The organism is Streptomyces durhamensis (assembly GCF_000725475.1).
Classification (GTDB): Bacteria; Actinomycetota; Actinomycetes; order Streptomycetales; family Streptomycetaceae; genus Streptomyces; species Streptomyces filipinensis.
The window spans coordinates 165,742-184,836 of record NZ_JNXR01000006.1; the positions used below are offsets into that span (position 1 = coordinate 165,742).

General features: G+C 73.8%; 19 protein-coding genes. 9 read left to right on the top strand and 10 right to left on the bottom strand.

Annotated elements, in window-relative coordinates; translation table 11 throughout:
- Positions 1–34: 34 nt before the first annotated feature.
- The 3 genes from IO33_RS0110210 to IO33_RS0110220 form a co-directional block, all read right to left on the bottom strand.
- Entirely contained in the window at positions 35–499 is a 465-nt protein-coding gene (locus IO33_RS0110210; RefSeq protein WP_051926583.1) for an STAS domain-containing protein, read from the bottom strand.
- A 343-nt stretch (positions 500–842) separates the two neighbouring features.
- Entirely contained in the window at positions 843–1,838 is a 996-nt protein-coding gene (locus IO33_RS0110215; protein WP_031162788.1) for a glycosyltransferase family 2 protein, read from the bottom strand.
- On the bottom strand, positions 1,835–2,446 hold the full coding sequence (locus IO33_RS0110220; RefSeq protein WP_031162790.1) for a carbamoyltransferase C-terminal domain-containing protein: 612 nt from the start codon (positions 2,444–2,446) through the stop codon (positions 1,835–1,837). Before IO33_RS0110220 ends, IO33_RS0110215 begins: the two co-directional genes overlap by 4 nt.
- 479 nt (positions 2,447–2,925) lie before the next feature.
- Here IO33_RS0110220 and IO33_RS0110225 point away from each other — a divergent pair, with 479 nt between their 5' ends.
- Positions 2,926–3,489, top strand: a complete 564-nt coding sequence (locus IO33_RS0110225) for a hemerythrin domain-containing protein (RefSeq protein ID WP_031162792.1) — start codon at positions 2,926–2,928, stop codon at positions 3,487–3,489.
- Between the two features lie 186 nt (positions 3,490–3,675).
- Here the strand turns inward: IO33_RS0110225 and IO33_RS0110230 are convergent, their stop codons facing one another.
- Complete coding sequence (locus IO33_RS0110230; protein WP_245235745.1) at positions 3,676–4,026, bottom strand: DUF3040 domain-containing protein; 351 nt, start codon at positions 4,024–4,026, stop codon at positions 3,676–3,678.
- A 356-nt stretch (positions 4,027–4,382) separates the two neighbouring features.
- Here IO33_RS0110230 and dhaK point away from each other — a divergent pair, with 356 nt between their 5' ends.
- From dhaK to IO33_RS0110245, 3 genes are all read left to right on the top strand, one after another.
- The gene (gene dhaK / locus IO33_RS0110235) at positions 4,383–5,375 is read left to right on the top strand and encodes a dihydroxyacetone kinase subunit DhaK (protein ID WP_031162797.1); all 993 of its coding nucleotides are present in this window, start codon (positions 4,383–4,385) and stop codon (positions 5,373–5,375) included.
- Positions 5,376–5,441: 66 nt separating this feature from the next.
- Entirely contained in the window at positions 5,442–6,041 is a 600-nt protein-coding gene (gene dhaL / locus IO33_RS0110240; protein ID WP_031162799.1) for a dihydroxyacetone kinase subunit DhaL, read from the top strand.
- Positions 6,042–6,043: 2 nt separating this feature from the next.
- Positions 6,044–6,454, top strand: coding sequence for a PTS sugar transporter subunit IIA domain-containing protein (locus IO33_RS0110245; protein ID WP_031162801.1), 411 nt, complete (start codon positions 6,044–6,046; stop codon positions 6,452–6,454).
- A gap of 22 nt (positions 6,455–6,476) precedes the next feature.
- On the opposite strand, the gene IO33_RS0110250 is transcribed toward IO33_RS0110245, so the two are convergent.
- Positions 6,477–7,178: a glycoside hydrolase family 75 protein gene (locus IO33_RS0110250; RefSeq protein ID WP_031162803.1), complete on the bottom strand. Its 702-nt coding sequence runs from the start codon at positions 7,176–7,178 to the stop codon at positions 6,477–6,479.
- 490 nt (positions 7,179–7,668) lie between these two features.
- Between IO33_RS0110250 and IO33_RS0110255 the strand changes: the two genes are divergently transcribed.
- The gene (locus IO33_RS0110255) at positions 7,669–8,643 is read left to right on the top strand and encodes a fibronectin type III domain-containing protein (protein WP_031162805.1); all 975 of its coding nucleotides are present in this window, start codon (positions 7,669–7,671) and stop codon (positions 8,641–8,643) included.
- Between the two features lie 181 nt (positions 8,644–8,824).
- Complete coding sequence (locus tag IO33_RS0110260) at positions 8,825–9,367, top strand: hypothetical protein (protein ID WP_031162808.1); 543 nt, start codon at positions 8,825–8,827, stop codon at positions 9,365–9,367.
- A 7-nt stretch (positions 9,368–9,374) separates the two neighbouring features.
- On the opposite strand, the gene IO33_RS0110265 is transcribed toward IO33_RS0110260, so the two are convergent.
- Positions 9,375–9,917: a PadR family transcriptional regulator gene (locus tag IO33_RS0110265; RefSeq protein WP_031162810.1), complete on the bottom strand. Its 543-nt coding sequence runs from the start codon at positions 9,915–9,917 to the stop codon at positions 9,375–9,377.
- A gap of 31 nt (positions 9,918–9,948) precedes the next feature.
- Positions 9,949–11,964: an NADPH-dependent 2,4-dienoyl-CoA reductase gene (locus IO33_RS0110270; protein WP_031162812.1), complete on the bottom strand. Its 2,016-nt coding sequence runs from the start codon at positions 11,962–11,964 to the stop codon at positions 9,949–9,951.
- A 161-nt stretch (positions 11,965–12,125) separates the two neighbouring features.
- On the opposite strand from IO33_RS0110270, the gene IO33_RS0110275 reads away from it, so the two are divergent.
- On the top strand, positions 12,126–12,539 hold the full coding sequence (locus IO33_RS0110275) for a tautomerase family protein (RefSeq protein WP_031162813.1): 414 nt from the start codon (positions 12,126–12,128) through the stop codon (positions 12,537–12,539).
- 12 nt (positions 12,540–12,551) lie between these two features.
- On the opposite strand, the gene IO33_RS0110280 is transcribed toward IO33_RS0110275, so the two are convergent.
- Positions 12,552–12,923, bottom strand: a complete 372-nt coding sequence (locus IO33_RS0110280) for a hypothetical protein (protein WP_031162815.1) — start codon at positions 12,921–12,923, stop codon at positions 12,552–12,554.
- A gap of 107 nt (positions 12,924–13,030) precedes the next feature.
- Positions 13,031–13,912 carry a hypothetical protein gene (locus tag IO33_RS0110285; protein WP_031162818.1) on the bottom strand — a complete coding sequence of 294 codons (882 nt, stop codon included), beginning with the start codon at positions 13,910–13,912 and terminating at the stop codon, positions 13,031–13,033.
- Positions 13,913–14,237: 325 nt separating this feature from the next.
- On the opposite strand from IO33_RS0110285, the gene IO33_RS0110290 reads away from it, so the two are divergent.
- A complete protein-coding gene (locus IO33_RS0110290) occupies positions 14,238–16,316 on the top strand; it encodes a SpoIIE family protein phosphatase (RefSeq protein ID WP_031162820.1) in 2,079 nt (692 codons plus the stop codon).
- Between the two features lie 22 nt (positions 16,317–16,338).
- Here the strand turns inward: IO33_RS0110290 and IO33_RS0110295 are convergent, their stop codons facing one another.
- Positions 16,339–17,118, bottom strand: a complete 780-nt coding sequence (locus IO33_RS0110295) for a putative protein N(5)-glutamine methyltransferase (RefSeq protein WP_031162822.1) — start codon at positions 17,116–17,118, stop codon at positions 16,339–16,341.
- Between the two features lie 313 nt (positions 17,119–17,431).
- Between IO33_RS0110295 and IO33_RS0110300 the strand changes: the two genes are divergently transcribed.
- Positions 17,432–19,063, top strand: coding sequence for a hypothetical protein (locus IO33_RS0110300; protein WP_107069274.1), 1,632 nt, complete (start codon positions 17,432–17,434; stop codon positions 19,061–19,063).
- Positions 19,064–19,095 lie beyond the last annotated feature (32 nt).

Consider the following 19,095-nt stretch of genomic DNA (forward strand, 5'->3'; position numbering starts at 1 on the left):
ATCCACCGCGCCGCGGGTGTAACGGCCCGTGTGTTCACCGCACGGTGCCGCCGGGCGGCGTATCGGCGCGTCTCGCGGTCGCCACGGAGTCCCGCAGGGAGGTCAGGGCGGCCGTCATCGTGGCGTGGGCCCGCACGCCCGGCAGCCCCGCGGCGCGCAGTGCCTCCCGTACGTGCGGCCGGGGCTGTACGACGGGCAGGGCGCGGCCGGAGAAGGCAAGGACGCCGGTGGCCCGGTCGACGGCCCGTACCGCGGCCGCGCAGGCGAGATACAGCTCGGTCATGTCCAGCACCGGGTGTTCGCCTGCCTTGTCGGCCTGGGTGATGTGCTCGGCGAGCGCTTCGGAGAACTCGCCGGCGTTGGAGGCGTCAACCGTGCCACGGGCCCTCAGGAGGCTGACCGCGCCGGCCTCGGGCCGGTGTTCGTGCACGGTCTGCAGGAGCAGCGGGGCCGGGCCGTAGGGGCGGATCCGGGCACGGGGGCGCTGACCGTCGTCCATGGGGATCGCCGCTTCCTGGGTGGGGAAGGATCAGGATCAGCCAGCCGCGTCTTGACCGGGGAGTTCACTGTGCCTGCGCCCCGCGCCGGGCGCAACGACTCGGTCCGGGCGTGTCGCGTCTCGGACGGTTCGGCCGGCATACCGCCGTGCGGGTGAACCGCGGACGGCCCGCTGCGGCACCGCGAGGCGGCGTTCGTTCCAGGTCCGGCGGTACGCGGTCGCGCCGGCGCAGCACCCGGGGCGGTCCGGCGGGGGCAGCCGGAGGTTTTCGGGCCGGCGGTGCAGGGCAGCACGTCCGCCACGAGAGTGCCGTCGAGGTGGAACAGGACGGCACAGAGCGGGTTCACCCGGTGTCTCCCGGCGGTTGTGCGTGCCGGTGGCGGACGACTCCGCGCAGCCAGTGCCGTACCGCGAGGGGCGGTATGAGCACGCTGGTGCCGAGCACCCCGGCGATCTCACGGGCGGAGCGGGGGCCGGGCAGGATGCGGGCGAGGGCGGACTCGGCCGTGCCGAGCGTCCACAGGGCGGCGCAGGCGATGGCGGCCCTGCGGCGGCCGGCCAGCGCGCAGACGGCCGTGCCGAGGGCGGCACCGGTCACGGCCAGGTGGCGGGACAGCCGGCCGCGGGGCGCCCGGGCGCGGTCCCACCAGTCGCGCCCGTGCAGCCGGTTCGTCAGCGCGTCGTCGGCGATGGCGCGCTGCGCGGGCAGTGAGGCCCACCCGTGCGCCGGGCGGACCGGGTGGCGGGTGATCCGTCTGCCCCAGACCAGCGACCAGCCGGCCCGCCGGACGCGCAGGGCGAGGTCGGCGTCCTCGCGGAAGGCGCGCGGGAAGCGTTCGTCGAAGCCGCCGACCCTAGTGAGCGCGGCGGTGCGGTAGGCCATGTCGGCCGTGGCCCAGGCGGCGTTTTCCAGGCACCTGGTGTTGCGTTCCGACTCCGTGAGCGGGCGGTCGGGGGGCAGGGGGACGTGCAGCCGCCCCTGGATGCCGCCGACGTCCTCGCCGGCCTCCCGCAGGTCCTCGGCGAGCAGCCGGGACCAGTCCGCGCGCACCTGGACGTCGTCGTCGAGGAAGACCGTCCAGGGGGTCTCGACGGTACGCCAGCCGGCGTTGCGGGCCGCGGCCGGGCCCTTGCCGCCGGTGCGCAGTATCCGCACCCGGTCGAGCAGCGGACCGGCCGCGCGCAGCGGCAGCTCGCCGTCGGGCGCGGGCCGGTCGTCCACGAGGATCACCTCGTGCGGCGGGTGTCCCGGGGCCGCGGCGAGCGCGCCCAGGCACTCGGCGAGGCAGGGCCGGCCGATCGTCGGGACGACGACGGTGTAGGCGGGCACGTCGGTCATCCGAACGCCTTCCCGCGGCGGATCGCGGACGTGCCGGGCACGAACAGGTCCACGGGGGCGGAGCCGAAGCACCTGAGCGCGTCGCGCGGACGGCCGGCCATGAGCCGCCGGACGGTGCTCGGACCGGTATCGACGACCACCGGCAGTGCGGTGCGCCGTTCGAAGCCGTCGATCGTCCGCACGACCGGGAGTCTCCGGGCACGGTCGACGATCGGGATGCGGGCCGTGCCGTCGACGTGGACCACTGCCGGGGCCCGGGCCTTCCCATCGGCGACCATGTGCGGGCCGGGCAGCGGTCCGTCGAGGATCCCGGCCGCCCGTTCCGCGGGGACCATGGGCGCGACCGGCCGGGACTCCCGCCGTCCCTCGGCCGCGTGGAGCCGTTCCAGGTCGTCCGCCCTGCCGGGGTGCGCGAGCGGCGAGCGGTGCCCGAGGGCGTGCGGCCCGTAGGCGCCGCGGCCCTGGAGCCGGGCCGCGATCCGGTCGGCGGCCGGCGCCTCGGCGGCGACGCCCGCGGCCGGCAGGTTCTCGCACGGATGGGGGCCGGGGAAGCCGGCGCCGCCGGTCACGAGGGCACGCTGCCGGGGCGACGGTGTGTCACCAGTCATGGGGGCCATTCCTTCGTCCACGTCGTCGCGCTCCCCCGGAACGCTCCTTCCCGGGCGTTCGGCGCGTACCGCGTCGACGGGCCGACATCGCCGGCCCGCTTGAGGGAAGCACCGGGGGAAGGGGGCAGGGTTCGGGTCCCGTTGGTCAGAAGGACCGGTCCCTGTTCGGCCGCCGCTGGCTGGACGGCACCGGCAGCCGGATGCGCCTGCCGGTGGGTTTCACCCGGTGGACTTCCCATTGTCCGGGCCCCCGCGTACTCGCGCGACTCCGACGGGCTACGGCACGGGGGAGCTTGGAGGGGGGCGGCCGTGGACGACGACCCCGCGCGCGGCGCCGGTCGACGCGGCGGCGCTGGACGAGGAGTCGTCGAAGCGATGACCCGTACGTGCGCGCCGTGTAGCGCGCCGCGCGTGGGGCACTCGACGCGGCGACGGCAGGCCGTCATGGGCCGCCGCGATGTCTCGCAGGAGGTAACGACATGGGTCACGGCGGAAACGTCATCCAGGAGCTGACGACCGACCACCGCGAGGTCGAGGAGATCTTCGGCCGCATCGAGGCGCTGCCGCCCGGCTCCAAGGACCGCAAGGACCTCGCCGACCAGGCCACGATCGAGCTGGTGCGCCACTCGGTCGCGGAGGAGGCCTATCTGTACCCGGCGGTGCGCGAACACGTCTCCGGCGGGGACGCCCTGGCCGACAAGGAGCTCGCGGATCACGCCAAGGCCGAACGGATCATGAAGGACCTGGAGGGCATGCAGGCGGACGACCCCCGGTTCGACACGACGATGGCGCAGTTGATGAGCGAGATCAGGTCGCATCTGACGGACGAGGAGAACGATCTCTTCCCGCGGCTGGAGGCCGCCTGTCCCCCCGACGCGCTCATGGACCTGGGCGACAAGGTGCGCCGGGCGAAGAAGACGGCCCCCACTCGCCCGCACCCGTCCGCACCGGACACTCCCCCGGCCAACAAGCTCCTGGCCCCGGGCACCGGTCTGGTCGACCGTATGCGCGACGCGCTGTCGGGGCGGGGCAAGCAGAGCTGAGCACGACGACTCGCGGGCGGTACGGCCGGGACCCGGCCGTACCGCCCGCGTTCACGTGCGTCCTGTGTCCGTTCACACGGAGACCTCACGGAGGCCTCACGGCTGTCGAACCCTCACGGCGGTCGGCGGCGCCGGTACGGAGGCGCCTGCCGCAAGGGCAGGCGCACCGGGGCAGTCGCACGGCCCTCAGAGCCACTCCCTCGCCCTCTGTCCCGAGCGGGACCCGCCGCGGGTCAGGCGGCAGAGGAGGCGGACGGCCTGGAAGAGGGTGAGGGGCCACAGGAAGGCGAAGCAGCACAGCAGCGCGGGGTCGGAGGTGCGGATGCCCATGGCGGCGACGAACGCCGAAGCCATGCTCAGCAGCAGTACGGCCGCGGGCAGCAAGCGCCGCTGTCCGTCGCCCATGCGGCGGGCGAAACGGCGGTCCCGCCGAAGGCCGGTCTCGATCTGCAGCAGCACCAGCCGCTCACGCGGCGACAGCCGTGCCTCGTCGTGCATCTCCCACGTCTCCCAGTCGTCCATGTCCGAGTCGTCCACGGCGCCCCACCTCCTGTGCCGATCGGCGGGTCCCGTCCCCGGACGCCCGAGTTCCCCGGACGACCCGGCCGATGCGGGCCGCGTCCATGACGCAGGCCGGGCAAGGTGGCCGTTCAGGACGCCGGCACGCATGAGGCGGGTACGGCTCCGGGGAGGGAGAGCCGGCCCCGGCCCGGCTCGCACCGGTCGCCCTCGGCGTCGAACCGCCGTCCTGGGCGCTCCGCTCACGATCCGGGCGACGCGGCTCGCGGTCCGTGACGACGGGCGCTTGCGCGTGACCTCGTCTGGTACAGGGCCGATACTGCCAGTAGCTCCGTACTCCACCCAGCTCCCGCAAGGCGCACTAGGAGATACCGATGAGGATGCTGATCAACGTGCCGGAGACCGTCGTGGCGGACGCGCTGCGCGGGATGGCGGCCGCGTATCCGGACCTGACCGTGGACGTGGAGAACCGGGTGATCGTGCGCCGGGACGCTCCGGTGGCCGGGCAGGTCGCGCTCGTGTCCGGCGGCGGGTCGGGGCACGAGCCGCTGCACGGGGGGTTCGTCGGCCCGGGCATGCTCTCCGCCGCCTGTCCCGGAGAGGTGTTCACCTCCCCGGTGCCGGACCAGATGGCGCGCGCCGCGGCCGCCGTGGACAGCGGCGCAGGGGTGCTGTTCATCGTGAAGAACTACACCGGCGACGTGCTCAACTTCGACATGGCGGCCGAACTCGCCGAGGACGAGGGCATCCAGGTCGCCAAGGTGCTCGTCAACGACGACGTGGCCGTCACCGACAGCCTCTACACCGCCGGCCGGCGCGGAACGGGTGCCACCCTGTTCGTGGAGAAGATCGCGGGCGCAGCAGCGGCCGAGGGGCAGCCGCTGGAACGCGTGGAGGCCATCGGCCGCCAGGTGAACGAGAGTTCCCGCAGTTTCGGCGTGGCCCTCAGCGCCTGCACGACCCCGGCGAAGGGCACTCCCACCTTCGAACTTCCCGACGGAGAACTGGAGTTGGGCATCGGCATCCACGGCGAGCCGGGCCGGGAGCGGCGGCCGATGATGACCTCCGGGGAGATCGCCGACTTCGCGGTGAACGCGATCCTGGAGGACATGCCCCCGCGCAGCCCCGTACTGGTCCTGGTGAACGGCATGGGCGCCACCCCGCTGCTGGAGCTGTTCGGCTTCAACGCCGAGGTGCAGCGGGTGCTGCGCGAGCGCGGCGTCGCCGTGGCGCGCACGCTCGTCGGCAACTACGTCACGTCCCTGGACATGGCGGGCGCCTCGGTGACGCTCTGTCAGACCGACGAGGAGCTGCTGCGGTTGTGGGACGCGCCGGTGAAGACCCCGGCGCTGCGCTGGGGGATGTGATACGGCCCACGAGGCGACCACCACCGTGGCGCGCCGGTCATCATCCCTACCACGTAAGGAGATCCAGTGCTCGACGCCGACTTCTTCCGCCGTTGGATGGCGGCGACCGCCGCGTCCGTCCACCGCGAGGCGGACCGGCTCACCGCTCTCGACTCGGCCATCGGGGACGCCGATCACGGCAGCAATCTGCAGCGCGGCTTCACGGCCGTGCGGGCCGCCCTGGAGAAGGAGGCGCAGGACACCCCGGGTGCCGTACTGACCCTCGCCGGGCGGCAGCTCATCTCCACGGTCGGCGGCGCGTCGGGGCCGCTCTACGGCACTCTGCTGCGCCGCACCGGCAAGGCGCTGGGCGACGCCGCCGAGGTCAGCACGGAGCAGCTGGCCGAGGCGCTGCGCGCGGGCGTGGACGGGGTGATGGCGCTCGGCGGGGCGGCCCCCGGCGACAAGACCATGATCGACGCACTGGTGCCGGCCGTGGACGCGCTCGGCGACGGCTTCGCCGCCGCGCGGGCCGCCGCCGAGGAGGGCGCGGTGGCCACGACGCCGCTGCAGGCCCGCAAGGGCCGGGCGAGTTATCTCGGCGAGCGCAGCATCGGCCACCAGGACCCGGGCGCGACCTCGTCGGCGCTGCTGATCGCCGCGCTGGAAGAAGCGGCGGAGGGCTGACGGTGAGTGACGAGAAGCTGGTCGGGATCGTGCTGGTCTCGCACAGCGCGGAGGTGGCCGCCTCGGTCGCCGAGCTGGCGAAGGGCCTGGCGGGCGGGGCCGCGGCGGTGCCCGTGGCCGCGGCGGGCGGTACGGAGGGCGGCGGGCTCGGCACCAGCGCCGAGCTGATCTCCGCGGCGGCGGCCTCGGTCGACCGCGGCGCCGGGGTCGCGCTGATCACCGATCTCGGCAGTGCCGTACTGACCGTGAAGGCGCTCATCGCCGAGGGCGACGAACTGCCGGACGGTTCACGGCTGGTGGACGCGCCGTTCGTGGAGGGCGCGGTGGCCGCCGTGGTCACCGCCGCCACCGGCGCCGGTCTGGACGCGGTGGAGAGCGCGGCGACGGAGGCGTACGGCTACCGCAAGGTCTGACGCGACGTCGGGGTCCGGCTGGTCACTTGTCCATGACGAACAGTCTGGCCAGCCGGACTCCCGCGTTGGCCGCGGCGGTGTCGTCCTCGATGGGGTCCATGTGCGAGTTCTTGAAGACGATGTAGGTGACGCCGGAGGGCGCCCCGCCGCCGCGCGGGTCGGCCCGGATGCCGAGGCGCCGGGCGGTGGCGTAGGAGGCCTCGCCGATGAGGTCGCGTGGACCGATGTCGCCGACCACGGCGTACTGCACCCGGCCCCGGTAGACGACGGCGGCGATGGATCCGCCCCGCACGCCGTCCTTGCGGGGGTTCCAGATGCGGCTCGGGGCCGGGACGACGATGTAGGGCAGGGTCTCGGCGTTCAGGGTGCGGCCGTCGGACTGCGGGTAGGCGGTCGCGCCGGAGAACTGCGGGTCGGTACGCCGGTTGCAGCGGGCGGTGGACTGTCCGTCGCAGTCGACGTCCAGGTCGGCCTTCCAGAAGACGGCGTCCCGGGTGCCGCAGACGGGCACGGACGCGGAGCTGTCGGCGTCGGTGCGGTACCGGCCCCGGGAGATCTGGTGACAGTCGCCCAGCCGGGCCAGCAGGTCGGTGGCGGCCACGGCGCCGCTGCCGCGGGCCATGGACCGTCCCCCGGGCGGGAGGGCGGCGGCCGGGACGGGCAGTGCGGCCGGGGCGAGCAGGGTGGCGCCGGCAACGGCCAGCGTCAGGGAAGGGACACGCACGACGAGGGACCCTCTCGACGGGGACGGGGCGACATCCAGCACACTGTGGTGCCGGTACACGGCCCCGGCCGTCTTGGCCACTCCGAAGCGGCCGGATGGAGCACGGTTCTGACACCCCGTGAGGGACAAACGCGCCCGCTGGCGTGACGGACGGCGGCGACAGGGGCCGGGAATCCGGGCCGCAGCCGGTCCGGATCCCCCGGCCACCCGCGCCGGCGCGGGTTCGGCGACGACAGCGTGTCCGCGCCACAGGCATGAACTCCCCCGGGTCCTCGGTGAGTTCATCCGTAGGAGACTCAGCATACGTAACGTCCCGGGACGGCCACCAACGCGGGCCCGCACCGGTCGGCCACGCGGCATCGGGATCCGCCGGCCCCCCGGAACCCGCACCGGTCACCCGCACGGCCCTCTTGCCGCCCCGCGCCCCGCCGCGCCATATTGGTCCGGACCTTTACGTGAGTGCCGATGCCGTCCCCGGGGAGGCAGAGCCGTGCGACGTGTTCCCTGGCCGCTCGTCCTGGTGTGCGAGGCCCTGCTGCTGGTCGCGTCCTGCGGCTGGGGCCGGGCCGCCGACGCGGACGAGGGCCGGGCGCCCGGTCCGCCGACCGGGGTCACCGCACAGGCGGGCAGCGCCACGAGCGTGCACGTCATGTGGAACGCGGTGCCGGACGGGCCCGGTGTCCGTTCGTACGAAGTATATCGCGGCACCACGAAGGTCGAGGAAGTGGCGGGTTCGCAGCACATGGTGGACGTCACCAGGCTCAGGCCGTCCACCGTGTATGTCTTCACCGTGCAGGCCCGGGACACGGAGGGCCGGCTCGGCCCGCCGAGCCGTGCGGTGCGGGCCCGCACCCCGGCCAGGGTGGCCGCGGACCGCTCGGCACCGGCCCGGCCCTCGGGGCCCGCGGGCCGGATCGTCGGCAGCCGCGCGGTCCAGCTGTCCTGGGGCGCGTCCCGGGACGACCGGGGCGTGGTGTCGTACGACGTGTACCAGGGCGACGCGAAGATCCACAGCGTCGGCGGGGGCCAGACCGCGACCGTGGTGACCGGACTGCGCCCCGGCACCGGCTATGTGTTCACGGTGCGGGCCCGCGACGCCGCCGACAACCTCTCCCCCGCGAGCGCCCCGGTCCGTCTCACCACCCCCGGTCGCGACGACGGCCGGAACACCGCACCCCGTGGCTTCACCGCGGCGACCCACCGGGCGGGCGGGGCGTACTACCTCGACCTGTCCTGGGACCCGCCCCGCGTGGACGGGGTGATCACCGAGTACCAGATCCGGCTCGACGACACGTCGGCCACCTCGCTGGTGTGGGGCGGCACACCGCCGCACGGGAGGGCGCGTTACAGCTTCTACGTCGGCCGGAGCGCGGGTGAGCGGCACCGGGTGCGGCTGCGGGCGCGGTTGCCGGACGGCACCTGGGGCGGCTGGTCGGCGCAGCGTGAGGCGACCACGGGCGGCTGACGGACGCTCCTTCGCGGCGTGTCGCCTTGCGCCGGACGGAGGAAACCGTCACCTGGCCGGGCGCCTCCCGGGTGCGGGCGGGCCCGCGGCGGCGTTGGCTGCTGCCGAGGCAGCACGGACGCTTCCCGACCCCTGGCGGCGCATGGGACGTACCGCCGACCGTGCCGCCGGAGGCCAGCCCATGCACCCCTCGCGACTCCTCGTCCGCTCCGGTCTGTTCCTGGCGGCCGCCACGGCGCTCCCGACCGCTCTCGCCTGGCCGTCCGCCGCGGTCTCGGGCATCTCCGTCAGCACCACCGGGTCCGTCGTCTCGGTGGTCACCAGCGCATGCACCCAGATCAACGGCAGCTGGGGCACCGCGGCCCTGCTCGGCAGCAAGCAGGCGAACTTCGCCCAGGGCCGTCAGGTGGCGCTGTCCGGCACGACCATCAGCCAGTCCGCGGCCTGGTCGGGGGTGAGTCCGGGGACGTACACCGTGGTCGTGGTCTGCTCCAGCGGCAGTACGGCGGGCACCCAGTCGGTGATCGTCTCGGCACCCTCGGCGCCGACGATCTCGTCGACGGCCGCCAAGGAGGCGCCCTCCCGGGGAGTGATGGGCGGCGCGGGCGGCGCCACCCGGGACTACGGGCCGCTGACGCTGGGCGTCGGCGCGGCCATGGTCGGCTCCGGGGCGATCGCCGCGGGCTGGTACCTGCGCCGGCGTTCGCGGCCGTACCGGCTCTGAGCGGGACTCAGTCGTCGGGCAGTTCGGCGAACTGGGCCAGGGCGTGGGTGAGCCACTGGGTCCAGAAGGTCTCCAGGTCGATGCCGGCCCGCAGCACAAGGTGCCGGATCCGGTCCTCGGGGGCGTCCCGGTCCGGCGGGAAGTCGCGCTGCTCGATCTCCCGGTACTCGGCCAACTGCCGCCGGTGCAGCTCCAGATGGCGGCGCAGATCCGCTTCCAGGCCCGCCGTCCCGACCACCGCCGCGGCCCGCAGCCGCAGCAGGAGCACGTCCCGCTGGGGCCTGGGGTCCTGGGCGGCGGCGGTCCAGCGGGCCAGTTCGGCGCGGCCCGCGGGCAGCACCTCGTAGCTCTTCTTCTGCCCGCGGGCCGGCTGCTCGGCCGGCAGCGTGCGGATGAGCCCCTCCCCCTCCAGCTTCCCCAGCTCGCGATAGATCTGCTGGTGCGTCGCGGACCAGAAGTAGCCGATCGACTTGTCGAACCGGCGGGTCAGATCCAGTCCCGACGACGGCTTTTCCAGCAGGGCGGTGAGGATCGCGTGCGGGAGTGACATGGGCTCATCCTAGGGACGTGCGTCAGGTGACCTACAGCGCCGCCGCCAGCTCCGTGCCCTGCTTGATGGCCCGCTTGGCGTCCAGTTCGGCCGCGATGTCCGCGCCGCCGATCAGGTGGACGCTGCGCCCGGCCGCCGCCAGCTCGTCGTACAGGTCACGGCGCGGCTCCTGCCCGGTGCACAGGACGACCGTGTCGACCTCCAGGACCGTGCTCTCCTCGCCGACGGTGATGTGCAGGCCCGCGTCGTCGATCCGGTCGTAGCGGACGCCCGGGACCATGGTCACGCCGCGGTGCTTCAGCTCGGTGCGGTGGATCCAGCCGGTGGTCTTGCCGAGGCCGGCGCCGACCTTGGTGGTCTTGCGCTGGAGCAGGTGAACCTGGCGGGGCGGCGCCGGCCGCTGCGGGGCCGCGAGACCGCCCGGAGTCCGGTAGTCCATGTCGACGCCCCAGGCACGGAAGTACGTCTCCGGGTCCTCGCTCGCCTTGTCGCCGCCGTCGGTCAGGTACTCCGCGACGTCGAAGCCGATGCCGCCGGCGCCGAGGACCGCGACCCGGTCGCCGACGGGCGCGCCGCCCTGGAGCACGTCGAGGTAGCCCAGGACGCGGGGGTGGTCCACGCCGGGGATGTCCGGGGTGCGCGGGGTGACGCCGGTGGCGACGACGACCTCGTCGAAGTCAGCCACGGTCTCGGCGGTGACCCAGGTGTCCAGGCGCACGTCGACCCCGTGCGCGTCGAGCCGGTGCCGGAAGTAGCGCAGCGTCTCGTCGAACTCCTGCTTGCCGGGGACCTTGCGGGCGACGTTGAGCTGGCCGCCGATCTCGCTCGCGGCGTCGAACAGGGTGACGGCGTGTCCGCGCTCGGCGGCGGACACCGCGCAGGCGAGTCCGGCCGGGCCGGCGCCGACGACGGCGACGCGCTTCTTCAGCCGGGTCGGGGCGAGCACCAGCTCGGTCTCGTGGCAGGCGCGCGGGTTGACCAGGCAGGAGGTGATCTGCCCGCTGAAGGTGTGGTCGAGGCAGGCCTGGTTGCAGCCGATGCAGGTGTTGATCGCCTCCGGCGTGCCGGCGGCGGCCTTGGCGACGAACTCGGGGTCGGCGAGCATCGGGCGGGCCATCGAGACCATGTCCGCGTAGCCGCCGGCGAGGAGCTCCTCGGCGACCTCGGGGGTGTTGATGCGGTTGGTGGTCACCAGCGGCACGGACACCTCGCCCATGAGCTTCTTGGTGACCCAGGTGTAGGCGCCGCGCGGCACGGACGTGGCGATGGTGGGGATGCGGGCCTCGTGCCAGCCGATGCCGGTGTTGATGATCGTCGCCCCGGCGGCCTCGACCGCCTTGCCCAGCGTGATCACCTCGTCGAGGGACGAGCCGCCGGGCACCAGGTCCAGCATGGAGAGGCGGTAGATGACGACGAAGTCCTCGCCGACGGCCTCGCGCACCCGCTTGACGATCTCGACGGGGAACCGCATCCGGTTCTCGTACGGCCCGCCCCAGCGGTCGGTGCGCTGGTTGGTCCGCTCGGCGATGAACTCGTTGATGAGGTAGCCCTCGGAGCCCATGATCTCCACGCCGTCGTAGCCGGCCCGGCGGGCGAGGCGGGCGGCGCGGGCGTAGTCGTCGATGGTGCGCTCGACGTCGGCGTCGGACAGTTCGCGCGGCACGAACGGGCTGATCGGCGCCTGCAGCGCGCTCGGGGCGACCAGGTCCTGGTGGTAGGCGTACCGCCCGAAGTGCAGGATCTGCATCGCGATCCGGCCGCCTTCGCGGTGCACGGCGTCGGTGACCACCCGGTGCCGCTCGGCCTCCGCCTCGGTGGTGAGCTTGGCGCCGCCCTCGTAGGGCCGGCCCTCGTCGTTGGGTGCGATCCCGCCCGTGACGATGAGGCCGACGCCGCCGCGGGCGCGGGCCGCGTAGAACGCCGCCATCCGCTCGAAGCCGCGCTCGGCCTCCTCCAGACCGACGTGCATGGAGCCCATGAGCACGCGGTTGGGCAGCGTGGTGAAGCCCAGGTCGAGCGGGGTCATCAGATGCGGGTAACGGCTCATCGGGGCCCTCCGTGCGCGGTGTCGTCGCATCTGTTGTAGAGGACGCCCAGCTCTTTATGCAACTAGTTGCACAAACCCGGAGAGTGACCCCGGCCACTCTGTACCTACTGGTATGTACACTTGCCACCACACGCACACCCGCTCCGAAAGGACCTCCCGCCATGCCCTTCGTCCGGATAGACGCGCTCGGCACCGACCCCGCCCGGCTCGGCACGCTCGGCCAGGCCGTCCAGGACGCCCTCGTGGAGACGCTCGGCGTCCCGCCCGACGACCGCTTCCAGGTGCTGACCGGCCACGACGGCGTGACCAGCACCCTGCGGTACGACGACTACCTGGGCCTGCGCAAGGACGACGCGGTGGTGTTCGTGGCGATCACGATGCGCTCGGGCCGCACCCCGGAACGCAAGCGCGCGCTGTACCGGAGGATCGCCGAGCTGGTGCACGAGCGCACCGGCACCGACCCGCGCAACGTCCTCGTCACCGTCACCGAGAACACCTCCGTCGACTGGTCCTTCGGCGACGGCGAGGCGCAGTACGCCCCGGCCGGCGCGGAGCCGGCCGGGGCGCTGCCGTAGCGAGAGGGAGGGTCAGCGGCTCTGCAGCCGCAGGTGCAGATCCCTCTCCTGGTCACCGGAGGCCGTGCAGGTCTCCTCGACGGTGAACATCGAGTCCAGGGTGTGCCGGAACCGGTCCACGGCCCAGTAGCCGCCCTGGACGTCCGCCTGCACGTCCGCGCCGAGGTGGACCGGCGGGCAGCCCGGGCCACGGGGGTCCGCGACGTCGTACGTACCGAGCCACACCATCGGCCGGACCTCATGGAGCTGCTGCGGGATCTCGTCCGCGCCCCGGTCGGACGCGAAGCAGGAGCTCAGCGCGTCGAAGACGAGACGGGCGTCCTCCTTGGAACCGCTGATCTCCACCGTGACGGTTTCCGGATGCGACCGCTCCGTGTGTGCCATTGATCGCTCCTTTCGTGGCCGCGCTGCGGTGGAACGGGGTACCCCGCCGAACCGCGTCCACCCCTCAGGAAAGCACCACCGGCCGGTCCGCACACCCTCAGCCGGGCTCAGCCGCGCGAGAACTTGTAGGTCTTGCTGTCGGTCAGGACGCAGAAGCCGGGCGACATCACGATCACGCGCAGGATGCCGGTGCGCCGGTCGTAGTCGACGCCCTCCGCCTCGAACGTGCCGGAGCAGGAGCTGCGCAGCGGCAGCTGGCGCAGGGCGGTGACATGGCCGGTGACGTCCCCGGAGCCGTTCGGCGCGCCCGACAGGTCGATCTGGAGCAGCGGCTTGGTGACGCCGAAGAGACTGCCGTCCGGGTCGTCGGAGGAGCACAGCAAGGTGGCGGGACCGGAGAAGTCGCAGCCCTGGACGTCACGGACGGCGTGGTCCAGGCGGACCGTGGAGGCCTGCGGGAGGTTCGCGGAGGGCGAGGTGGACGGGTTGACGCCGGGGGTCGGGAAGACCAGCAGGCGGTTCATCGTGCCCCACTCGCCCGAGAGCATCCACCGGCCGTCGGGCGAGATCGCGTCCCAGGAGTTGTTGAGGGCCTCACCGGGGCTGAGCGTGTGGACGTACTCCGACCAGGTGCCGTCGGGCGCCTGCACCCGGTACATCTTCGAGTTGCCGGAGTCCTGCTGGTAGGGCTCGATGTAGTAGCCGTTGTACGAGGCGTCGGGGTCGCCGACATGGTTCCAGCCGCGACTGGAGACATCGAGGGGGACGGTGCCGATGCCGGTGTACCGGTTGGGGCTGTTCGCCGGAATCTCGACCGAGGTCAGCCCCTGGCTCTCGGTGAGGGGGCGGGCGCGGTCGGAACCGGTCTCCGTCCAGGTGTCGGCCGCGGCGGCGGACCCGGGTGCGGCGAGCGACACGACGGCGGCGGTGGCGAGGGTGACGAGTCCGGCGAGAGCTGCGTGACAACGTTGCCGGGCGGGCGCGGGCATGGCCGACTCCTCGGACGGGGGGACACAGGGACGGGTGTGTGAGCACACTCGATCGGCCGACAGTCTGGCGTGCCGCCGTGGTCATGTACAGGCCAATGAAGCAACATGAGCGTGAACTCTCCCGGCCGGCCGCCCCGGCGTGCACGATGTCCGGGAAAGGCGGCCCGCCCCGGCGTGGCGGCTTCGGCGGACGTGCACCGCCGCGGTGAGAGATGGTGGAGCTAGCCGGCGAACGCGTCGGGGAGTCGGGTGTGAGCGCGGTGGAACAAGGGGAGTCGGCACGGGGGACGACGTGCCGTGCCAACGGGCGAAGGCGGTGCATGGCATGAATGCAGCCGGGGCTCCGGCGACGGAAGGCGGCGAGCCGGTACGCGGGCCGGTGCGGCCCGGGGGTCTGCTCGACATCCTGGGCGTGGCCTCGGTGGTGCTGGACACCACCGGGCGGATCGTGCTGTGGAGCCCGCAGGCGGAGGAGCTGTTCGGTTACAGCGCCCGCGAAGCCCTCGGCCAGTACGCCGCCCGGCTCATGGTCCACGAACGGCACCTGGAGCTCGTCGGCAAGCTCTTCGCCGATGTGCTGCGCACCGGGGAGAGCTGGGCGGGGGGCTTCCCGATCCGGCACAAGGACGGCAGCACCCGCCTGGTGGAGTTCCGCAACATGCGGCTGCTCGACGGCCGCGGTGACGTGTACGCGCTCGGACTGGCCGCCGACCAGTCGACGGTACGGCGGCTGGAGCAGGACGTGGCGCTGTCCGAGCGGATGGTGAAGCAGTCACCGGTCGGCTACGCGGTCCTCGACACCGACCTGCGGTTCGTCTCGGTCAACCCGGCCCTGGAGAAGATCAACGGGGTGCCGGCCGCCGAGCACGTGGGGCGGACGCTGCGCGAAGTGCTCCCCATGCTGAACTCCGAGCCGGTGGAGACCGACGCCCGGCGGGTGCTGGCCACCGGCCTGCCCGTGGTCGACAACACGCTGATCGGCCGCACTCCCGCCGACCCGGACGAGGACCACGCCTGGGCCCACTCGCTGTACCGGCTCGAGGACACCATGGGCAACGTGCTCGGGGTCGCGGTCTCCGTGGTCGACATCACCGCGCAGTACCGGGCCTCGCTGGAGGCGGAGGCCGCCCGCCGCCGGCTCGCCATCATCGCCGACGCGTCCGCCCGGATCGGCACCACCCTGGAACTGGAACGCACCGCCTGCGAGCTGGCCGACGTCGCCGTTCCGGAACTCGCCGACGTGGCCGCGGTGGACCTGCTCGAAGCGGTGGTGGAGGGCCGGCGCAGCACACTGGGCCCGTCGGAGGCGGCGGTGATCCGGGCTCTCGCGGTGCGGCCGGAGGAGGGCTCGGAGGCGGTGCTGGCGGCCGACCCGCCCGGCCAGATCGCCCGGTACGCCCCCGACCGCCTGGTCACCGAGTGCGTGCGCTCGGGCGAGGCGGTGCTGGTGCCGTACGTGAAGGACGATGACCTGCCGCGCATCGCCCGCTCCGCCGAGGCGGCCGAACTGCTGGGCCGGGCGGGACTGCACTCGTACCTCGCGGTGCCGCTGATCGCCCGGGGCGAGGTGCTCGGCGCCCTGGACCTCAAACGCATCGCCAATCCGGCGCCGTTCGACGAGGACGACGTGCTGCTCGCCCGGGAGCTGGCCGCCCGGGCAGCCGTGCAGATCGACAACGCGCGCTGGTACCAGAACGCCCGCAACACCGCGCTCACCCTGCAGCGGAGCCTGCTGCCCGGCCATCCGCCGCTCATGACGGGGCTGGAGGTGGCCTCCCGCTACCAGCCCGCCGGGGCCACCATCGAGGTCGGCGGCGACTGGTTCGACGTCATCCCGCTGGAGGGCGGAAAGACGGCGCTCGTGGTGGGTGATGTGATGGGCAGTGGGATCAGCGCCGCCGCGACCATGGGCCGGCTGCGTACGGCGACCACCACGCTGGCCGCCCTCGGCCTCGACCCCGCACTGCTGCTGGAGCACCTGGACAAGACGACGTCGGCCCTGGACCACTCCATCGCGACCTGCGTGTACGCCGTCCACGATCCGCATCTGCGGCAGTGCCGGATCGCCAACGCCGGGCACCTGCCGCCGGCCCGCGTCCGCCCGGGCCGGCCGCCGGAACTGCTCGAACTGCCCACCGGGGTCCCGCTGGGCGTGGGCGGCGTCGGCTTCTCCACGGTGACCGTCGACTTCGAGCCCGGCGACGAGCTGGTGTTCTACACCGACGGACTGGTGGAGACCCGCCGCCACCCCCTGGACGAACGCCTGGACTTCCTGCTGTCCCTGCTCGACGACCCCGCCCGCCCGCTGGAGGAGACGTGCGACTTCCTTCTGCGCACCCTGCACCACCCCGACAACCACGACGACGTCGCGCTGCTGATCGCCCGGGCCCGGCAACTTCCGTGACAGGGGCGTGAGACGACGGAGGCTACGGCCGCACGCCGATCACCACGTGCGCGGACAGCTCGTCCGACACCGCCAGCCGGGTCGTCAGACCCGCCCCGCTGAAAGCCCGCACGGCTGCCGGTGCCTGGTGTGCGCTGGTCTCGCTCAGCAGGCACCCGCCCGGTGCGAGCCACTCGGGCGCCCCGGCGGCCACCCGGCGCAGCACGTCCAGGCCGTCCCTTCCGCCGTCCAGGGCGACCCGCGGCTCGTGGTCGCGGGCCTCCGCCGGCAGCAGGGGCAGTTCGGCGGTGGGGACGTACGGCACGTTGGCGCTGAGGATGCCGACACGACCACGCAGTGCGGCGGGCAGCGCGTCGTACAGGTCGCCGGTGTGGGCCCGGCCCCCGAAGGCGGCGAGGTTGCGCCGGGCGCACCGTACGGCGGCGGGGTCGATGTCGGCGGCATGCACCTCGGCACCGTCGAGTGCGGCGGCGAGGGCCGCGCCGAGTGCGCCCGAGCCGCAGCACAGGTCCACGACCACGCTCGCGTACGGCGCCTGGGCCAGCGCCTGGTCGACCAGGAACTCGGTACGGCGGCGGGGGACGAACACCCCCGGTTCCAGGGTGATGCGCAGCCCGCGGAACTCGGCCCAGCCGAGGACCTGTTCCAGGGGGAACCCGGCGACCCGCCGGTCCACCATCGAGGACAGTTCGTCCGCGGAGCGGGCGGTGGCGCGGATCAACTCCGCCTCGTCCTCGGCGAAGACACACCCGGCGGCACGCAGCGCGGCGACGACTGCGGTGAGAGAGCAGGAAGATGGCATGGAGGCGAAGGGCCTTTCGGAAGCGCGAGACCTGCAGGGCGCTCCCGCGGTCACCGCTGCCGGTGCACCGCGCCGTCCTGAGGGGAGAGCACCCCGGCTGACACAGCGGTGATGGGTCCCACCTCCTCGCCGATCGGGGCCGCGAACCGTCCGCGACCGGACGGCCACCATACCCCAACGCCCGCGACCGGGCCGCTGTCGCGGAACGGTGGGAAACCGGGTGACGCGGCGCCGGGTACGCGGTTAGGCTCGCCGCGATGACGACTCAATCGACTCAGAGATCGGGGGTCCCGTCCGCGCAAGGTGAGCGCTGATGCTCCCTTCCACGTACGGGGACTCCCGGCTTTCGTTGTGGCTGCGCGTGCGCGAGTACGCCGTGCCACCATCCATGATCGAGACCGCGACCGGCCGCCGTGAGGCCGGTGACTGGGCCGGGGCCTGCGCCGCCGCCCGGATCGACGTGGACCTCGACCTGCGTTCCGTCGCCCGGACCCACGGCCGTCGGATGGCGGACCGGCTGCGCGCCGACCTCCGCCGTCTCGCCCCGGATCTGCTGCGCTGGCACATGCCGAGGATCGCGCCCGACGGGCTGCTGCGCCCGGGCCTGACCCTCACCCTGGCCCGGTACGACCGGCCCGGCCGGACCGGCCCACTCCACCTGGTGGCCCGTACCCCACCGGCCTGGGCGGGCGCCGGCCAGCGGATCAGTATCGCGGTGTGGGACCCGGCGCGGCCACCGGCCGGCGGTCATCCGCATCCGCACCCCAACCGGCGCTACCGACTCGACCTGCACCGGCATCTGTGGGACGCCCGCACGGCCGCCGACCTGCGCGAACGGGCGGGGGCCGACGGGGGCGTGGCACCACGGGCGCGCGACCGCGCAGAGGCTGACGGGAGTGTGCCGCCGCGGGCCGGTCCGCTCGGCCTCGTACCGCCGGCCGAGGGCTGTGCCGTGGGCCGGTGGGCGGCCGAGGCAGCCCTCCTGCTGGCCGCCGAGGGCCGCCGCGGCGGCCCGTTCGCGGTACGGCTCGGCGGCCGACGCCGGCTGGCGCTGGAGCTGGTGGCGGATCCGGGCGGCGACTCGGAGGCGGCGACTCGCTCAACTCCCGCCGCACCGGGGGTCGTTGATCCCGTCCGGAGGAATGCCCCCGGCGCTCCGGGCAGTGGCCCCGAGCCCGCTTCCCGCCGGGCACACGTCCGCCGGCTCCCGTCGGCCGACGGCCACAGCGGCCCTGATCCGGCCACCGCACATCCGCCGCACGGACACCCTTCGCCGGATCCTGCCGGTGTCACACTCGCGCTGCGGGTCCTGACGCAGCCGCCGCCGGGCGGGTTCTCCGCGCTGCCCGTACTGCCCGACGCGGCGACCTGGGTGCTGCCCGACCTGGAGCTGCTCCGCGCCGGACTGCTCGCACCGGGACAGCTGCACCCGCTGGTCGCCGCCGCGCTGGCGCCCGGGTGGGAGCGGGTGGACCCGGTGCCCGACGGCGACCCGGCCGCGGGAGCACGGCTCGTGCAATGCCGGGGAGCCACGCACCGCATCGGTCTGGTCGACGGCGTTCTGGCCCCGTTGGACCACGACCCGGCCGAGATCCGGCGCGAGGAACTGCTGGCCGCACTCGGCGGCCCACCGCTGCCCTGCCTGCGGGCCGTCGACGAGGCGCACCGGCGTCCGGACTGCCTGGCCGGGGTCCGGGAACGGCTGGACCACGGTGACACCGCCGGCGCCCTGGCCGTGGTCGAGGCTCTGCTGGGCCCCGGCGCCGTGCTGCGCGACGGCCCGCTGCGGGACGAACTGGCGGTGGCCGCCGAGCGGCGCGTCGCCCACGGGCTGTACCGGGCGGGTCTGACCGGCTCCGGCCGCACCTCCCCCGCCCCGGCCCCGCGCGCCGCCCGAGGCCGGCGCCTCACCCGGCGCCAGGCCGACACCGTCACCTTCTACTGAACTCCCTTTACTTCTCCCCTACTTCACACCCA